The sequence below is a fragment of the Enterovibrio gelatinilyticus genome, assembly GCF_028683095.1.
Lineage (GTDB): Bacteria > Pseudomonadota > Gammaproteobacteria > Enterobacterales > Vibrionaceae > Enterovibrio > Enterovibrio gelatinilyticus.
In genome coordinates this window covers 84,417-101,668 of record NZ_JAJUBC010000021.1, presented here as the reverse complement: position 1 = coordinate 101,668, position 17,252 = coordinate 84,417, and the positions used below count along the sequence as shown (strand labels likewise).

General features: G+C 47.0%; 15 protein-coding genes and 1 tRNA gene. 9 read left to right on the top strand and 7 right to left on the bottom strand.

Features of this window, described 5'->3' with window-relative positions; genetic code table 11:
• Positions 1-2: 2 nt before the first annotated feature.
• The 3 genes from LRP50_RS17280 to LRP50_RS17270 all read right to left on the bottom strand — a co-directional run bounded on the left by LRP50_RS17280 (position 3) and on the right by LRP50_RS17270 (position 2,207).
• Positions 3-76, bottom strand: a tRNA-Cys gene (locus LRP50_RS17280).
• Positions 77-245: 169 nt separating this feature from the next.
• Complete coding sequence (locus LRP50_RS17275; protein ID WP_274165705.1) at positions 246-845, bottom strand: alpha-ketoglutarate-dependent dioxygenase AlkB family protein; 600 nt, start codon at positions 843-845, stop codon at positions 246-248.
• Positions 846-923: 78 nt separating this feature from the next.
• Positions 924-2,207, bottom strand: coding sequence for an NAD(P)/FAD-dependent oxidoreductase (locus tag LRP50_RS17270; protein WP_274165704.1), 1,284 nt, complete (start codon positions 2,205-2,207; stop codon positions 924-926).
• A gap of 199 nt (positions 2,208-2,406) precedes the next feature.
• On the opposite strand from LRP50_RS17270, the gene LRP50_RS17265 reads away from it, so the two are divergent.
• On the top strand, positions 2,407-3,450 hold the full coding sequence (locus LRP50_RS17265; RefSeq protein WP_274165703.1) for an ABC transporter substrate-binding protein: 1,044 nt from the start codon (positions 2,407-2,409) through the stop codon (positions 3,448-3,450).
• Between the two features lie 112 nt (positions 3,451-3,562).
• On the opposite strand, the gene LRP50_RS17260 is transcribed toward LRP50_RS17265, so the two are convergent.
• Positions 3,563-4,294, bottom strand: a complete 732-nt coding sequence (locus LRP50_RS17260) for a sulfite exporter TauE/SafE family protein (protein ID WP_274165702.1) — start codon at positions 4,292-4,294, stop codon at positions 3,563-3,565.
• Between the two features lie 159 nt (positions 4,295-4,453).
• Here LRP50_RS17260 and ltaE point away from each other — a divergent pair, with 159 nt between their 5' ends.
• The 4 genes from ltaE to LRP50_RS17240 all read left to right on the top strand — a co-directional run bounded on the left by ltaE (position 4,454) and on the right by LRP50_RS17240 (position 9,960).
• Positions 4,454-5,464, top strand: a complete 1,011-nt coding sequence (ltaE, locus tag LRP50_RS17255; protein ID WP_274165701.1) for a low-specificity L-threonine aldolase — start codon at positions 4,454-4,456, stop codon at positions 5,462-5,464.
• Positions 5,465-5,574: 110 nt separating this feature from the next.
• Positions 5,575-6,513: a DUF808 domain-containing protein gene (locus LRP50_RS17250; protein WP_274165700.1), complete on the top strand. Its 939-nt coding sequence runs from the start codon at positions 5,575-5,577 to the stop codon at positions 6,511-6,513.
• Between the two features lie 139 nt (positions 6,514-6,652).
• On the top strand, positions 6,653-7,420 hold the full coding sequence (locus LRP50_RS17245; RefSeq protein ID WP_274165699.1) for a 3-hydroxybutyrate dehydrogenase: 768 nt from the start codon (positions 6,653-6,655) through the stop codon (positions 7,418-7,420).
• Positions 7,421-7,587: 167 nt separating this feature from the next.
• Complete coding sequence (locus LRP50_RS17240; RefSeq protein WP_274165698.1) at positions 7,588-9,960, top strand: Lon protease family protein; 2,373 nt, start codon at positions 7,588-7,590, stop codon at positions 9,958-9,960.
• 168 nt (positions 9,961-10,128) lie between these two features.
• Here LRP50_RS17240 and LRP50_RS17235 read toward each other — a convergent pair whose 3' ends face one another.
• The 3 genes from LRP50_RS17235 to LRP50_RS17225 all read right to left on the bottom strand — a co-directional run bounded on the left by LRP50_RS17235 (position 10,129) and on the right by LRP50_RS17225 (position 13,161).
• The gene (locus LRP50_RS17235; RefSeq protein ID WP_274165697.1) at positions 10,129-11,514 is read right to left on the bottom strand and encodes a TRAP transporter large permease; all 1,386 of its coding nucleotides are present in this window, start codon (positions 11,512-11,514) and stop codon (positions 10,129-10,131) included.
• The gene (locus LRP50_RS17230) at positions 11,501-12,043 is read right to left on the bottom strand and encodes a TRAP transporter small permease subunit (RefSeq protein ID WP_274165696.1); all 543 of its coding nucleotides are present in this window, start codon (positions 12,041-12,043) and stop codon (positions 11,501-11,503) included. Before LRP50_RS17230 ends, LRP50_RS17235 begins: the two co-directional genes overlap by 14 nt.
• Before the next feature lie 65 nt (positions 12,044-12,108).
• Positions 12,109-13,161, bottom strand: a complete 1,053-nt coding sequence (locus LRP50_RS17225; RefSeq protein ID WP_274165695.1) for a TRAP transporter substrate-binding protein — start codon at positions 13,159-13,161, stop codon at positions 12,109-12,111.
• 228 nt (positions 13,162-13,389) lie between these two features.
• Between LRP50_RS17225 and LRP50_RS17220 the strand changes: the two genes are divergently transcribed.
• The 4 genes from LRP50_RS17220 (at position 13,390) to LRP50_RS17205 (ending at position 17,071) form a co-directional block, all read left to right on the top strand.
• Positions 13,390-14,763 (top strand): cache domain-containing protein, encoded by a 1,374-nt coding sequence (locus LRP50_RS17220; RefSeq protein ID WP_274165694.1) that lies wholly within the window; start codon positions 13,390-13,392, stop codon positions 14,761-14,763.
• 64 nt (positions 14,764-14,827) lie between these two features.
• Positions 14,828-15,478: a response regulator gene (locus LRP50_RS17215; protein WP_274165693.1), complete on the top strand. Its 651-nt coding sequence runs from the start codon at positions 14,828-14,830 to the stop codon at positions 15,476-15,478.
• Between the two features lie 210 nt (positions 15,479-15,688).
• A complete protein-coding gene (locus LRP50_RS17210; RefSeq protein ID WP_274165692.1) occupies positions 15,689-16,297 on the top strand; it encodes a hypothetical protein in 609 nt (202 codons plus the stop codon).
• Between the two features lie 33 nt (positions 16,298-16,330).
• Positions 16,331-17,071 (top strand): SDR family NAD(P)-dependent oxidoreductase, encoded by a 741-nt coding sequence (locus LRP50_RS17205; RefSeq protein ID WP_274165691.1) that lies wholly within the window; start codon positions 16,331-16,333, stop codon positions 17,069-17,071.
• Positions 17,072-17,252: the final 181 nt, after the last annotated feature.

The window sequence follows — 17,252 nt, the reverse complement described above, 5'->3', positions numbered from 1 at the left end:
TATGGAGGCGCGTCCCGGAGTCGAACCGAGGTACACGGATTTGCAATCCGCTGCATAGCCACTCTGCCAACGCGCCTTTGTCCATCCGCTTCTGGAAGTTGTTTCCCGCTGCGGTATGGGTGGGCATTCTACGGATTCACGTGATCTAGTCAACACTATTTCATAAAAAAAAGTTCGTTCGCTCAAAATCACGGCAAAGACGACATAAATCGACCATTTCGAGCCATATTTAGCCTGTAATCACGCTAATAAATGATCTTGCGGAAAGTAAGGTTGATTCTCGCCCCCCTCGTTTTGGCGGTTTTCGGGAGTGCATGTTGCCAATAAGTCTGAGTTTTGCCTGCCATTATGAGCAAAGAACCCGATCCCAATTCAAATTCACGCTTTTCTCCAGTTCGAATATGCTTCAACACAAAGCGACGACTTTCCCCAAACGTTAGTGAAGCAATGTTTGGCGCAGGTCCAAGCTCTGCCTCATTGTCTTGATGCCATCCCATGTAGTCTTGCCCATCTCGGTAAAGATTCGCCAACACAGAGTTAAATGCATCACCCGCAACACGAGAGCATTTGATTTTTAGACTTTCAAGAAGTGGAGGGAATTGAGCAGGAGGTAGCCTTAGACCGGAATACGTATAACCATGCTCACCGAACCAAGCTTGCAAGCGCGGTTGGAGAACTTCACGGCCAAACATCTTTATCGGCAATTGCTGCCATGGAAGTGTATTAAGAAGAGCGTCATACATCAGCTCCGCTTCACTAGTGCTGATAAAGTCAGGTTGCCAATACAATTTACCATCAGGTAAATCTATCCAACCCGTTTGTTCAAACAAATCACCTTGATTCATGCCTTCACTCTCATTTCCACTTCGCTGCTCACTTTAACCACACCGAACATGAAGGAACAACAGTGAAGGCATGTCAGATTATTTTGCTAGAGCATCTTCTAGTTTTGCTTTCCAAATCGCCATCGCAAGTGCCGGCTTACGCAGCACTTCAGGGGTCGGAATCCAACTTTGCTTAACACGAGAGAATACATCAAATCGACCAGCCTGCCCTGCCATTGCCTCAGCAACCACACGGCCTGCAATGTTTGTTAAGCCAACACCATGGCCGGTATAACCATGTGCCGTATAAATGTCGTTACCCAAGTGGGCGATTTCTGGCATGTAGCTTCGCGTTACTGCAAATAGCCCACCCCAGTGGTATTCCATTTTCACATCGCCCAGTTGTGGGAACACTTTCAGCATACGCTGTCGCAAGCGCTCTTGGCTATCAGGGTATTCGCCATTAAACGGATGGTTTACACCACCAAACAGAATTCGGCCATCGGCGGTAGGACGCAAATAATCCAAACAATTGTTCAAATCAGACATAGCCATCATGTTACTGATTGGCTGTCGGTCGCCCAGCTGTTCTGTTACAGCAATATATGATGCAACGGGAAGTACCTTTGACTGTGCTCTACGATTTAAACCATCTAGGTACGCATTGCACGCCAACAATACTTGCTTGGCTTTAACGCTGCCTGTTGCTGTTTTTACTGTGTTAACACCTGAGCCTTTCTCAATTTTAATGACCGGACTATTTTCATAGATTTCCGCACCCATTGAAATCGCAGCCTGAGCAAGGCCAAGTGTGTAATTTAAGGTATGAACGTGACCACTGTTCGGGTCAAATAGACCACCAAGATAACGACGAGTGTGCGCCACTTCATCAATTTTATCTGTGTCCCACCACTGAGCAACCGGATAGTTGTAGCGTCCTTGTTTGAGTTCATGCCATGACTTAAGTTCTTCTTCTTGGCCTTTATTTAATGCCAATTCGATGTAACCTTCTTGGAAGTCACACCCAATATCGAACTCCTTAATACGCTCACGAATGATATCGATAGACTCGACAGACAAATCCCACAGCTGTTTTCCCCATTCAGGGCCATAGGTTTCGTCTACTTCACGCAATCCAAGACAATACCCCACCAGCGCTTGACCGCCATTACGACCAGAACCGCCAAAAGCAATACGTTGGCTCTCAAGAACAACAACGCTCATACCCTGTTTACGAAGCTCGATGGCAGCATTGGTTCCCGTCAAACCCGCTCCAATAATACAAACATCCGCTTGAATATCATTGGTTAACGTTGGTTGCTCTGGTAATACGTTTGCCGTTGCTTGGTAGTAACTATCGATATACCCGTTTTCTTTCGCCATTTTGCGACTTAATCCTGCCTATGCGTAAAAAGATGGCGAATATTCGCACCAACCCCCCAATCTGGCAAGCGGAATCCGCTGTTGCACTAACAAACAAATTGTTACTCAATCACTCTGAATTTGGTTGACTATTTATACAATTGTTTTGATGATGCGCGTTCAAATTCCGGCTTGGTATAGCCATCTTAGGACTAACGTAATGAACCAACATCTTAAAGGGGTGACCGCGGCGAGCATCGCACTTACCGCAACTTTGTCTTTCGGCGTTTCAGCAAACAACGAAGTACTTAACATTTACAACTGGGCAGAATATATGCCCATGAACGTCATCAACGCATTCGAAAAAGAATACGGTGTGACGGTTAACTACTCGACGTTTGAAAACAATGAATCCATGTATACCAAGCTAAAGTTGCTTGACGGTAAAGGTTACGACCTCGCATTCGCGTCAACGTACTTTATCGAAAGAATGAGCAACGAAGGCATGCTGGCTAAAATCGACAAATCGAAAATCCCGCATGTTAAAGACATTATCCCCGGTTTGCTGGCGCAACCCTTTGATAAAAACAACGACTACTCACTGCCATATATCTGGGGCGTGACAGGCATTAGCTATAACGGCGATATCGTCGACGGTAGCGCTGTCACCAAGTGGGCGGATTTGTGGAAACCCGAATTCGCAGGGCAACTGATGCTGCTTGATGACGTGCGTGACGTATTTGGGATGGCGCTAAAATCTAAGGGTTACAGCATCAACACCAAGAACGAAGCTGAAATCAAAGAAGCCTATGAACTGCTAAAAACACTGCGCCCGAATGTAGTGGTCTATAACTCAGATGCGCCTCACGTACCGTTTGTAACAGGTGAAGTAGGAATAGGTCAGCAGTGGAATGGCAATGCCTACTTGGCACAGGCTGAAATGGATAACATTAAGTTCATTTATCCTGACGAGGGTTCAATTCTTTGGATGGATAACTTCATTATTCCAAAAGGTGCAGAAAAAGTAGACCTTGCCCATCAGTTTATTGATTTCCTATACCGACCTGAAAATCAGGCGGCAATGGTTGAAGAGCTTGGCTACCCTGCACCAAGCAAACGCGCCAAAGAGAAACTGTCTGCTGAATACACTGAAAACAATGTCATCTTCCCTTCGGACATTGATGTTGAAAAAGGTGAGTTCACTAACGATATTGGCAGTGCGGTAGGAATTTACAACCGTTACTGGCAACTGCTGAAAAGCTAACAGGCTCCATATTTCAACGATGCCACTTAGTTCAAAAAAAACCGCAGCTTAGGCTGCGGTTTCTGTTGGTAGGGGCAGCCCTTTATTACTGCTACCCCGTTGCTCACAACATCTAGCTCGATTTAAAGAAAAGTAAGTGAGCAGCACTGAGAGAAATCGCACCTCGAACAATCAATTTCAGTTGATCCGCCGAAATTTTCGCAAAAACCTTAAAACCGATAAACATGCCCACGAACAAGGCTGGCAGCCCAACGGCACTCGCTTGTAGCGTTTCCATGTTCACCAAGCCTAAGCTAACTAACCCAACCAACTTCAGGATATTTAGGGTAAGAAACGCCCAGACGCGAGTCGCCACGTACGCATGCTTTTCCATTTTCTGCTCAAGCAGAAACAGCCCCATCAGTGGCCCTGCGGCATTAGCCAACACGCCAACAAACCCGCACAAGGCGCCAGCAAAACCAGCGGAATAGCGGTGCGAGAACACGGGCAAAGGGTGGTAATCAAGCCAAAGAGACAATCCTAGCAACGCGAAGATCAACACGCCTAACATGGTCATAAAGGTACTCGGATCAATGCTACCGAGCACCATCGTCCCCACCAATACGCCAAGCGCACCGAATGGAACGAGTTTCGCCAACACGCCCCAATTAACATTTTTTCGATAAGTCATGACAGCGACTAAATCAGTCAGCAAATAAAGCGGGACGATAACCCCTAAAGCTTCAGGGCCGGGAAATGCAAGCATCATCAAAGGAAGGATAATGAGGCCAAGTCCACCAATGGAAAACTTGGAAAAGCCTGTCACCAAACATGCGAGTGAAATAAATAGCCATGACATTTCCATTGCCGTTCCTCTGTTGGTCTTATCTGCACACTAATGCATCAAATATTGAATGACTCAACATATGGACGTTGGCGAAATTCATGATGTTTTATAATTACTTTTCTCGGAATCGGGAGTAATCTTACACCTCGATCACCGTTGTAATCAGGATAGCTCAGAATGATTGATTTTCGCTCAGATACAGTAACTCAACCCGATGCAAAAATGCGTGAAGCCATGGCGAATGCGCCGGTAGGCGACGACGTTTATGGGGATGACCCGACAGTCAACGAACTTGAGCGATGGGCAGCAGAAAGACATGGTTTTGAAGCTGCGGTTTTCACTTCGTCAGGCACACAAGCCAACCTTTTAGGTATTCTCGCACACTGTGATCGTGGTGACGAGTATCTGTGCGGCCAACAAGCGCACAATTACAAATATGAGGCAGGTGGAGCTGCTGTGCTTGGTTCAGTCCAGCCACAACCTATCGAAAACAATAAAGATGGCACACTTTGCTTTGAAAAACTGGCTGCAGCCGTCAAGCCTGACGACGTTCACTTTGCGCGAACCAAGTTGCTTAGCCTTGAAAACACCATCGGCGGTAAAGTGTTGCCTTTGAGCTATTTAGCGCAAGCACGTGAATTTGCCAATAAACACCAACTTAAACTGCATTTGGATGGCGCACGCGTGTATAACGCTTCTGTCGCGCTAAACGTTGATATCAAAGAGATCAGTCAACATTTCGACTCGATGACCATTTGCTTGTCTAAAGGATTGGGCGCACCTATTGGTTCATTGTTACTTGGTGATGCTGACTACATTCAACGAGCACGTCGTCTTCGCAAAATGGTCGGTGGCGGCATGCGCCAAGCGGGTATTCTTGCCGCAGCAGGCATGATCGCGCTGACTGAAAATGTAGAACGTCTCAAAGATGATCATGACAACGCCCGTTATCTATCCGAAAGTTTGGGTGCGATTCAGGGGTTCAATACCTTCATTTACCCAGTGCAAACAAACATTGTCTATGCTGACGTGGCGCCACACATCGATATTCATGCCATTGCCAGTGCACTGAAAGAGCAAGGTATTCTTGTATCACCTGGATACAAATCAATGCGTTTTGTCACGCACAAAGATGTCACCAAAGCCGATATTGACCAGCTGCTTTCAGCCATTGAAAAGCAGCTATAATCTCGATTAAACACAGTCAATTGGTGTCAATGTGTCGATGAGACAAACAATGAACAGCGATTAAACAGGGGCGGATTTCCGCCTCTTTCTATATCTGATGAGGAAACATCATGGCTGGAGCTAGTTTGCTTACCCTACTCGATGACATTGCGACGATCCTCGACGATGTCTCCCTGATGAGTAAAGTCGCGGCGAAAAAAACTGCCGGCGTGTTAGGGGATGATCTTGCATTGAACGCGGAGCAAGTGTCAGGTGTAAAAGCGGACCGCGAACTCCCCGTGGTGTGGGCCGTCGCGAAGGGCTCTTTTCTCAACAAGCTGATAATCGTCCCAGCTGCACTGGCGATTAGCGCGATTGCACCATGGCTCATCACCCCGCTACTCATGTTAGGAGGGCTATTCCTCTGCTTCGAAGGCGCAGAAAAGATCATTCACACCTTCTTTCACAAGAAAGACTCACATGATACCGCGGCATCCCATCAAAATGACGAGGAAGATTTCAATACGACCACATTAAACGCCGCAGAATATGAGACTCAGAAAATCAAAGGGGCAATTCGCACAGATTTTATCTTGTCCGCGGAAATCATTGTCATCACGTTAGGTGTCGTCTCAGAGAGTACATTTCTCACCCAAGTGATCACGCTTTTTGGTATTGCCTTTGTCATGACAATCGGCGTTTACGGATTGGTCGCGGTTATTGTCAAAATTGATGATGCAGGGCTGTACCTCAGTCAAAAGCGCATGGCTATCACTCAAGCTATTGGGCGTGGCTTACTGGCCTTTGCTCCAATTCTCATGAAAGGTCTGTCGATCGTCGGAACGCTTGCCATGTTCTTAGTTGGGGGCGGAATCCTTACTCATGGGGTGCACGTATTGTCAGAATGGATTGGAGATGCTGCACAGGAAACCGCCTTGATACCTTCAGTCGGCGCTATTATCTCCGCCATACTCCCCACCCTGCTCAATGGCATTATTGGCCTTATCGCTGGCATCGTCGTTGTCGGCATTGTTACCTTGCTAAGTAAACTTAAACCCAGCAAATCTTAAAATTAGTTCCATGACTGCGTAATACTGCGGATTGACGCTCTCCAAAAAGCTGCATAATTTATATCCAAGCCACTTGAAGTTACAGGACTTCAGGTTGCTTGAGTATAGATACAAACATGAATAGCAACGGAGAGCACGGATGACGGCAAAACATGTATTGATCACGGGTGGAGCAAGTGGCATTGGTTTGGGCATGGCGCAAGGTTTTGCACAAGCAGGCTATCGCGTCACGTTATCTGACATCAACGCAAACGCACTAAACGCCGCCGTTGAACAGCTCACCTCGGCGTATGATGTTACGGTAAAAGGCATCAAACTCGACGTGACAGATTCAGCGCAAATCGCGAGCGCACCGGATCGTGTAGATGCGCCAGTGGATATACTCATCAATAATGCTGGCATTCAATTTGTCTCCGCACTTGAATCATTCCCTGAAGATAAATGGCGACTCATTATCGACATTTTGCTCACAGGACCCGCCATGCTGACCAAAGCCTTCTTGCCTCAGATGTATCAACAAAACTTCGGCCGCATCATCAATGTTGGGTCAATACATAGCTTGGTCGCCTCCCCCTATAAATCAGCCTATGTCGCAGCAAAACACGGGTTGTTAGGGTTTTCCAAGACCATCGCACTCGAAAGCGCAGAGCATGATGTCACCATTAACACACTCTGCCCTTCTTACGTCAAAACACCGCTAGTAGAAAACCAAATCATTTCGCAGGCGCAGAATCATCAAATCAGCGAAGAAGAAGTCATCAACACAATCATGCTGAAACCTATGCCTAAGAAGGCATTCATTGCCCTTAGTGAATTGGCTGATACCGCCCTTTTTCTCAGCTCCCCCAGCGCCAAAAACATCACGGCACAAGCGATTGCCATTGATGGCGGTTGGACCGCGCACTAGTATTAAGCTGCTCAACGAACACTTTTTGCGCACTTGTTCACCTTTGTCAGGTGAATATAGTGCGCCAGCCCACATTGCCAACAACTCCTCACGGCTTTATCTCAAAATCAGTAAGTTAAGAGCGCTACACTGACTCTATACAAGGAAATCAGTGTAAGGAGAGCGCTATGACACACTCGCCATTATCCAGTGACAAGCTCTATCGCACTTCAGAACTCAATCGACTCAACGTTTCTTCTACTAAGCACCTTGAGCCTTTAGACGAAATCGTCGGTCAAGACCGCGCTCGTCAAGCCGTTGAGTTCGCGATGTCGATTCAAGAGAAAGGCTACAACATATACGCAGTTGGCCAGAACGGCCTTGGAAAGCGCACTATGGTTATGCGCTACTTGAGTCGCCACTGGGATTACAGCCACCCTATTTATGATTGGTGCTACGTCGTGAATTTTGATGATTCACGCATGCCAACCGTACTTCAGTTGCCTGCAGGCCGCGGTTTAAAACTCAAAAAAGACATCGAGAAGTTGATGGGAAGACTCAGTAATTCCCTGCCGATGGCTTTTGACAATGAAATGTATTATTCGCGTGCCGACGTGCTGAAAAACGGCTTAACCGAACAACAAGAAGGCGCACTGCAAGAACTCAGTGATGCAGCAAAATCGCAGCATGTCAGCCTTTCTATTACAGGTTCAGGTGACTATCAATTTATCGCCTTAAATGGCGAAGAACCCCACACAGAAGAAACCTTCGACGAATTACCTGAAGAAGAACAAGCGCTATTCGACCAGGTCATTAAAGACTTAGAAGTTCAACTTCGCGGGCTTGTACGCACACTGACAGACTGGGAAGAACAGTACGCCGAAAAACAATTAAAACTTGATGAAGAAGTGGCAACAGAGGTCGTTTCTCATCTGTTTAAAAAGATTGTCGAGACGTATCAAGATTTGCCTCAAGTTAAGAAGTACTTAAAGGCGATGCAAAGTGATATCGTCGAGAACTTGGATATCTTCCTACAAGAAAGTGAAGAACAAGCGGCTCTCGCTTACGCCGCTCTCGATAAAAAACTACCGCGTCGTTACCAAGTGAACGTATTGGTTGCGCAAGAAGAAGATGTGCCGCCAGTCATCGTAGAAGACAGCCCGACCTACCACAACATTTTTGGTTACGTTGAAAACGCAACTTACAAAGGCACGGTATTTACTGACTTCTCCTTAATTCGCCCCGGTAGTATTCATCGCGCCAACGGTGGTGTGTTGCTGATTGATGCCGTCAAAGTCCTTGAGCGCCCTTACGTTTGGGATGGCCTAAAACGTGCGCTCAGCTCCCGCAAAGTCAGCTTAAGCTCGCTAGAGCGCGAAGTGACGCTCAGTGGCACGATTTCGCTAGAGCCCCAACCTATTCCCTTAAATGTCAAAATCATTCTGTTCGGCGACTACAAAACATACACCCTGCTTCAACACTATGATCCGGAGTTCAGCGAGCTGTTCCGTGTGACGGCAGATTTCGAAGATGACATGCCACGAAACGATGACAGTGAGCTGAAATATGCCAAGTTCATTTCGAGCATCTGTCACGACAACAGCCTGCTACATTGCGATCAAGGTGCTATCGGTCGAATCATTGAGCACAGCTCGCGTCAGTCTGGTGACCAAGACAAGCTATCTTTGCATTCGTCAGATATTGCCAATTTACTTCGCGAGTCGAACTACCAAGCCCGTAGCGGTAAGTCGAACCTGATCCGCGCGTCCCACGTCGAGAAAGCCCTCGCCAGTCGTGATCTCCGAGTGAGTCGCCTGCGTGATTACGTGATGGAAGGCTTTACCACAGGGACGACACTCATCGATACCCAAGGCACTAAAGTGGGTCAGGTGAATGCGCTTTCTGTGCTAACAACCAATGACTTTAGCTTTGGCGCACCAAACCGAATTACGGCAACCACCTCCTTTGGTGATGGCGAAGTGCTAGATATTGAACGCAGCGTGAAGCTCGGCGGTAACATTCACTCGAAAGGCGTCATGATCCTCACGGCCTACCTTGCTTCCTTGCTTGGAAAAACCGCGAAGATCCCTGTGACAACTCACATTACATTTGAGCAATCTTATGGTGGTGTCGATGGGGATAGTGCTTCAATGGCAGAATTCTGCGCCGTTATCTCTGCAATTTCTGGTGTGGCATTGCGACAAGATCTGGCGATAACAGGGTCGATGAACCAATTTGGTCAATCGCAACCTATCGGTGGTGTTAATGAGAAAATCGAAGGCTTCTTCGATGTTTGTACCATTAAGGGGCCGAAGTCCAAACAAGGCGTGATCATTCCTCGCTCAAACGTGCATAACCTCATGCTGCGCAAAGACGTCATTCATGCCGTCGAGAAAGGGAAATTCCATATCTACGCTATTGATCATGTAAGCGAAGCTATCGCGTTGTTTACAGGTATGCCAGCAGGTGAAATTGGCGCTAAGGGCACATTCAAAAAAGGAACCGTGCTCCACGAAGCCTTCACGCAACTTGAAGCGCTGAGGCAGACAAGCAAAGACTAACTCTACATCAGTGCGCTCACTTGCTCGAGGCAGTGAACTAAGGCGGACAACATAATATGAAAGAGGCCGACATGATGTCGGCCTCTTTTTTGTGTCATCCCTTTTTAGAGCACTGCACGATTACTCTGGTGTTACGCCTATCAAGCATTCGTAATCAACTATTCGCAATCAACCATATGCAATCGACGGTAACCAAAGGATCAAGTTTGGCCAGAGCACTAACGTAACCAGAGCAATCAATTGAAGGATAATAAACGGTACAACGCCCTTATAGATATCCATCAACTTCACACCCGGAGGACACACGCCTTTGAGATAGAACAAAGCAAACCCGACGGGTGGTGTTAAAAAGCTCGTTTGCAGCGCCATCGCCACCAACATCACAAACCACACCAACTCTGCATTATCCAGCCCAGGATAGGTACCGATATCCAGATCAAGGCCAAGAACCACTGGCGCCAACAATGGCAGTACAATAAGCGTAATTTCAATCCAGTCTAGAAAGAAACCCAGAAGGAAAATGACCAAGAGTATGAACGCCACAATGCCATACGGACCAAATGGCAGCGCTTCAAATGCTTGCTCAATGAACTCATCACCACCCAACTCACGAAGCACCAGCGCAAAACACGTGGCACCAATGAATATCGCAAAAATGTACGCTGTGGTTTTATAGCTATCAAGTAAGACATCTTTCAATACGGCAAGCGAAAAACGTTTGTAGTAGATAGCAAGCAACATCGCACCAAACGCCCCAACACCTGAAGCTTCAGTCGGCGTGGCAATACCCATGAAGATAGAACCTAACACCGCGATGATCAGAGCGAACGTAGGCACAATGGCCTTCGCAACATCTTTAACCACATTCCAATCTGCACGTTTTGCATTCTCAGGTAACGGTGCAGCTTCTGGTTTCACCACACCAATGATGAGTAAGTACACTATGTAGATAGTGCCCAGCATTAAGCCGGGAAACATTGCGCCCATGAACAGATCACCCACGGACAAACCGAGTTGATCGGCCATGATCACCAGCATAATCGAAGGCGGTAACAAAATGCCTAACGTACCCGCTGACGCCACCGTACCCAATGCGAGGGGCAAGTTGTAGCCCTGCTTCATCATGGCAGGTAAAGACATGGTCGCCAACAGCACCACGGATGCGCCAATGATCCCCGTGGATGCCGCGAGGATAATACCAATCGCCATCACTGTGATCGCCAAACCGCCGCGAACACGCCCGAACAACGCCTGCATCGCTTGCATCAATCGATCCGCGACACCTGATCTATCCAGCATATTTCCCATGAAAATGAACATGGGCAGCGCCACCAATATCCAGTTATCCATGATCTTATAGAGGCGGTTAACCACAAGCCCCAGCGTGGTGAAGTCGAGCCCCGTCCACGTGTCGAGATAGATATCGCTATAGTAGCCGATAATGGCAAACGCGACGCCTACGCCACCTAGCACCCATGCAACTGGAATTCCGACGAACAGCAATAAAATAAAACTGCCAAACATCGCCATGATGAGAATTTCATTCGCTTCCATGCGAGCCTCCTTGACGCAACAAAGCGACCGCACGAAGTAGCCGCGACAAACTAGCAAATGCCAACAATGCCACACTAAATGGGATAGCGGATTTAATCAGCCATCGCCATGGCAAACCGGACGGCGCGTTCGAACGCTCACCGACACGCCACGCTTCATACACAAAGTCGAGCGAGTGAATAAAAAGGACATAGGTAAATGGCCAGACGAAAAACGCCACTGTGATGATCTCAATCCATGCTTTCGTTCTCGCTGAAAAACGATGGTAGAAGATATCGACGCGAACGTGAGTACCCGTGATTTCGGCATAAGACAAACCGAACAACACACCAATCGCGTAAAGATGCCATTGCAACTCTTCTAACGCGATCTGGCCATTACTAAAGACCTTACGAAGCACTACCTGCGCGATAATCACCGCTACCAATAACAAATAACTCCAAGCAAATGTTCGTCCTACGATACGAACAACTTGGTCAATGCTATCGGCTAACGGAGAGGCAGGAAGTGAGTGAGAAGGCTGGGTCATAACTTGCTCCTTCACCCAAGTTAACAATGACGAGCAGCGTCCTGCTGCCCGTCATAACACGGGGATTAATTGCGAGGTAGGAAGCCTTTCGATTCCCAGATCTGATAGTTTTGGCGGAACTCAGACATGTCTTTCCACACTTTGTCGAAATACGGGTCTTGCTTCTGCTCTTCCACGACATCTAGCCAAGTGGTTTGGAACAAGTTCAGCATGTCGTCATTCCAATAGCGAAGCTCTACGCCTTGCTCCTGCGCCTTTTGCATCGCTTCAAACTGCATCGATTCACCTTCAGCAATCGAGTTAGTCATAGAAGCCAAACACAAAGTTTCTACTGCAGACTGTTGGTCTTCATCCATCTTGTTCCATGTGTCTTTGTTAATTAGAAGCTCAAAGACCGTGGCTTGTTGGTGCCAACCTGGGAAGTAATTATATTTAACGATTTTTTGGAAACCCAAACGCTGGTCGATGGCAGGTTGAGAAAACTCACTTGCATCGATCGCACCTTTCTCTAGCGCACCAAAGATTTCACCGCCAGGCAGCTGCACTGTGCCCACGCCCAGCTTCTCCATCACCTGACCGCCAAGACCAAAGAAGCGCATGGTCAAACCTTTTAGATCTTCCGGTTTATCAATCGGCTTTTTGAACCAGCCTGATGTCTCTGGCGAGATAATGGCACAAGGGAGAACTTTCACGTTGTAACCCGCTTCATCGTACATGCCTTGATACAACTTCAAGCCGTTCCCATAAAACAACCAAGCCATATATTCGGGCGCTTCAGGGCCAAAAGGGACAGCAGAGAACAGAGCCGCTGCTGGCATTTTCCCTTGCCAATAGCCAGCAGTAGCGTATCCAGAATTCACTTTGCCACTGGAAACTGCATCAAGGATTTCAAGTGGCGCAACCAGCTTACCTGGCTCATACACTTTCATTCTGATGGTGTTTCCAGTAACAGGTTCAATTCGTTCAGACACCCATTTGATCGGCGTGCCTAGTGCAGGTAGATGAGTACCAAATGCGATTGGGGTTTTCAGTAACACTTTGTCCGCGAGTGCTGTGCCTGAGACACAGAGGGTAGCGACGGCCAGTGCTTTTAATGTCGTTGAAATTGGTCGATTCATTGTCCACTCCTTGGTGCGCAGCATCACTGTTTTGTATGTATTGTTATGCTGCTTGTCGGGTTGAGGTTTAGAGCACATTGGGGCTGTTAATAATTTGTTACCGTCTAGATTATCGGTGCAACAAATAAAAAAATATCAGTTAGAAAACGTACTTACCGTACATAGCAATGCGTAATCGACGTACGTGTTTTTACGTAGTTAAGTGGGAATTAAAGAAAAATTGAAATCATGTTGACGAAATTATCAGGCATAAGCACGCGGTTAAGAGCCAAGATTTTAATTCTGGCGATGCTACCCTTATTGTTGATGTTTGGGCTAATTATTGGGCTCGTCGTTATTCAATCCGATGCACTGTCTAAGAATCAGGCCAATCTCATCCGTTCAGAAACCTTGTTGTCCAAAAAACAAGAACTGCTCAAATACGTCGAACTGGCTCGTGCCTCTATTGCGCCGATTTATGACACCGCTAACGAAAATGATGATGAAGCTAAACAAGCTGTCATCAATACTTTGAATAATCTCACCTACGGCGAAGATGGTTACTTCTTTGCGTATACCTATGACGGCACCAACCTCGTTTTGCCATATCAACCCGAAATGGTTGGGAAGAATATTTGGGATGTCCAAGACAACCGCGGCTTCAAACTCCTTCAAGCGCTCATACGCGTTGCGCAGCAAGGTGGCGGATATGTGGACTACTACTGGCATAAGCCTTCGCGAAAAGAACAGGTCAAAAAACTGAGTTACGCCATTGGGCTGGATAAGTGGGGATGGATGGTCGGAACCGGTGTGTATATTGATGATATCGATACACAGGTTGCTTCTGTTCATGGGAAAATTGATGAAACCATCAGCAAAACATTTATCGGTCTTGGCATCACGCTCGTGATCACCATTGGCATCATGGCTAGCCTTGCCACCAGTATTCACATAAACGCGCGTGAATTAGCCGACAAAAAGCTGCAATCACTGAATAGGCAAATTATCGAGTCACAAGAAGAAGAAAGAACGCGAGTAGCAAGAGAGTTACATGATGGCATCAATCAAATGCTGGTTTCCGTCAAGTACCGCCTGGACAGCATCAAAGATGCAAAAACCCACCAAGAGCGTGACAACAACATTGCACTCGGTCAAACCACTCTCGATGATGCGGTCCGCGAACTCAGACGAATATCGAAAGACTTACGCCCTGCTCTTTTGGACGACCTAGGCTTGCTATCTGCGTTAGAAGATCTCGCCAAAGAGGTCTCTGAACGCTCAGGAATGCAGGTGATTTTTGAGCACCACCTCGACATGACAGAAGTATCAAAACTTGCGGAAACCACACTCTATCGGGTCGCCCAAGAGGCGTTGCATAACGCCGAGAAACACGCTAATGCTAACGGGGTAGACATCATACTTCAGCAAGAAGAACAAGAAATTGTGCTGACTATCGCAGATGATGGCGTTGGATTTGAGGAACATAGTATCAACCATTCAACCCAGTCGATGGGCTTAAAGAACATGCGTGAACGTATCGATAATTTGGAGGGCTCCTTTTCGATCAATAGCCTGCCTAATCAGGGCACTGAGATTCGTGCAATTGTCCCCATCTCATACTAGTTACGCTCGCAAGGATTGCTGAGGAAAAGAAAATGGCAGTTAACGTTAAACAAGGAGAAAAAAGATGACGACGCTCCTGCTCGCCGACGATCATGTATTGCTTCAAGACGGACTCATGGAGCGACTGTCTAAGCAGCCGCAGTTTACCATTTTGGGCGCCGCGAATGACGGTGAAGCAGCCATCGAGAAAGCGATCGAGCTGAAACCGGACATTCTTCTCACTGATATCTCTATGCCGAAAAAATCGGGCTTAGACGTTCTCTCCGTTTTACGCGAAAAAGCACCAGAAATTAAAGTTGTCATCTTGAGCATGCACAACAACAAGGAATACATCATGGCCGCAATGCGCGGCGGCGCTAAAGGATACGTGCTAAAAGATGTATCATCGTTAGAACTGGTTCAGGCGTTGGATATTATTGCCAACGGGGGGTCATATTTTAGCGCTGGTGTCTCTGAAACATTGCTTGAAAGTATGAACGCCTTAGAACAGAAAGAGAATGACGATAACCTTCCCACACCTCGTGAAAAAGACGTCTTGGTTCTCATCGCCAATGGCGCGTGTAATAAAACCATCGCCAGAGAGCTCGACATCAGCGTAAGAACCGTTGAAACACATCGCCTACGCGTCAAAAAGAAACTTGGGGTTACATCCACCGCAGGGCTAGTGAAATACGCAATCGAACAAGGGTGGATTCAGCAAGGTCAAGGAGACTAACTTACCCTGAAAACCAGCACTTGATGCACATATCACGAATATCGCTCGTTTCGTTGATATGTATTAACGTTTTTCATGTCCAAAGACGTATGGTGTTGATAAGGCATTCTTTTTATGTGGAGACTTGTGATGCATCAGGAGCAATTCCCTGTCCCTAAACTCCCAGACATGACCTTTAAAAGTGCGTCCTTACAGGCACTTAACAAAAGCATGCCTGACTTTATTGCTACTTCCAAATGGCGCGCGCGCCTTGTTATTTCGCTAGCGTTCTTAGTGTTTTCAGCGATCACCATCGCCAGTTGTGTCTATTTTGGCTTAACGCAAGATGCATTCTTTATCGCGGCTCTTAGCGTAACCCTATTGGTCTATCTGGTTTCAATGCCGATGCTAACCAACACCTTTGTCGAGTCCGACAGAGTAAAAAGTCGAGTCGCTCAATCCAAAAACACATACTTGATAAAATCATTATCGAATACCCCTCTCGAGGAACGCCTGCAAATCGCTAACCATATTTGGAAGTCACTTCGAAGCGAGGAGTGGACCACATGCGTCAGTTACGCCCACACGGCAGACAAGCCAAGAACCACCTATTGCTGCCAGCAAATTGGAAAAATCGCATCAGACTTAATCCATAACGACCCAGAAATTTTCAGCGATGCTATGCTTAAAACAATGAATAATCAAAGAGGTAGCGCTAGTTACTTTTTTGATATTCTTGTCATGCTTGGCGAGCAGCAATTTCACGAAGAACACGAAGAACAGAGAAAAGTCCGCGGAACAAAGAAATTACTGCTGGACGATTTATTTACCCACCGCTAGCCAAGCGCTTCTCACTCTCCAAATGGAGCGCTCATGAAAATAGCCCTTGTCACGGGAGGCAGCAGCGGTATTGGCCTTCACACAGTCCTTGCATTTCATCATGCGGGATTCAAAGTCATTACCTGCTCTCGCAATGAAGAGAAATGGAACACGGTGCTGGCTCGCTATCCTCACTTGTCCTCGATTGATTATCTCCCTGTTGACCTGAAAGACGTTCAACAAGTTGACCGCTTCTTCGGTTATATACGCGAGAATTATGGTCATCTCGATGTCGCCATCAACAACGCAGCCCCGCCACTTGAATCCCGTGGCGACTATGGGAACGTGCCGATTGATGCCCTCTATAGCACCATGATTGGGGATTTCTGGTTACCTGCACTATGCCTACGTTATGAGCTCAACCTCATGTCCGAGGGCAGTTCAATCGTCAATGTCAGTTCAATCAATGGATCTCGCCCTAACCCAAACGCAGCTATGTTTTCAGCGACAAAGCATGCCATTGAAGGCCTAACACGCTCAGTCGCGATTGATGCTATCCGTAAAGGTATTCGCGTCAATGCCGTCGCCCCTGGCGTTACTTGGACGCCTCGTTGGGAGCAGCAACAGGCAGAATTGGGCGGTGCCTTAAAGGAAACGGTCGCAAGACAAGTGCCCAATGGCAGGTTTGCCATACCTGAAGAAATTGCTAGTGCCATCTTGTGGTTAAGCTCTGAGCAGGCGAGTTATGTTGTGGGTCATACACTGGTCATGGATGGTGGGTTGGGCTTAAGCTAATGCCGCGCTAAGAAATAGCTAGGATCGCTATTTTCAACTAACTGTTGAAAAAAAAGTGAATATTCAGGATAGAAATAGAACTCAAGACATACAAGACATACAAGACATACAAGACATACAAGACAGTAGAAGTCTTTCAGAAGGTACAGTGAAGACAGAAGCAGAGATAACGAAAGTAGAG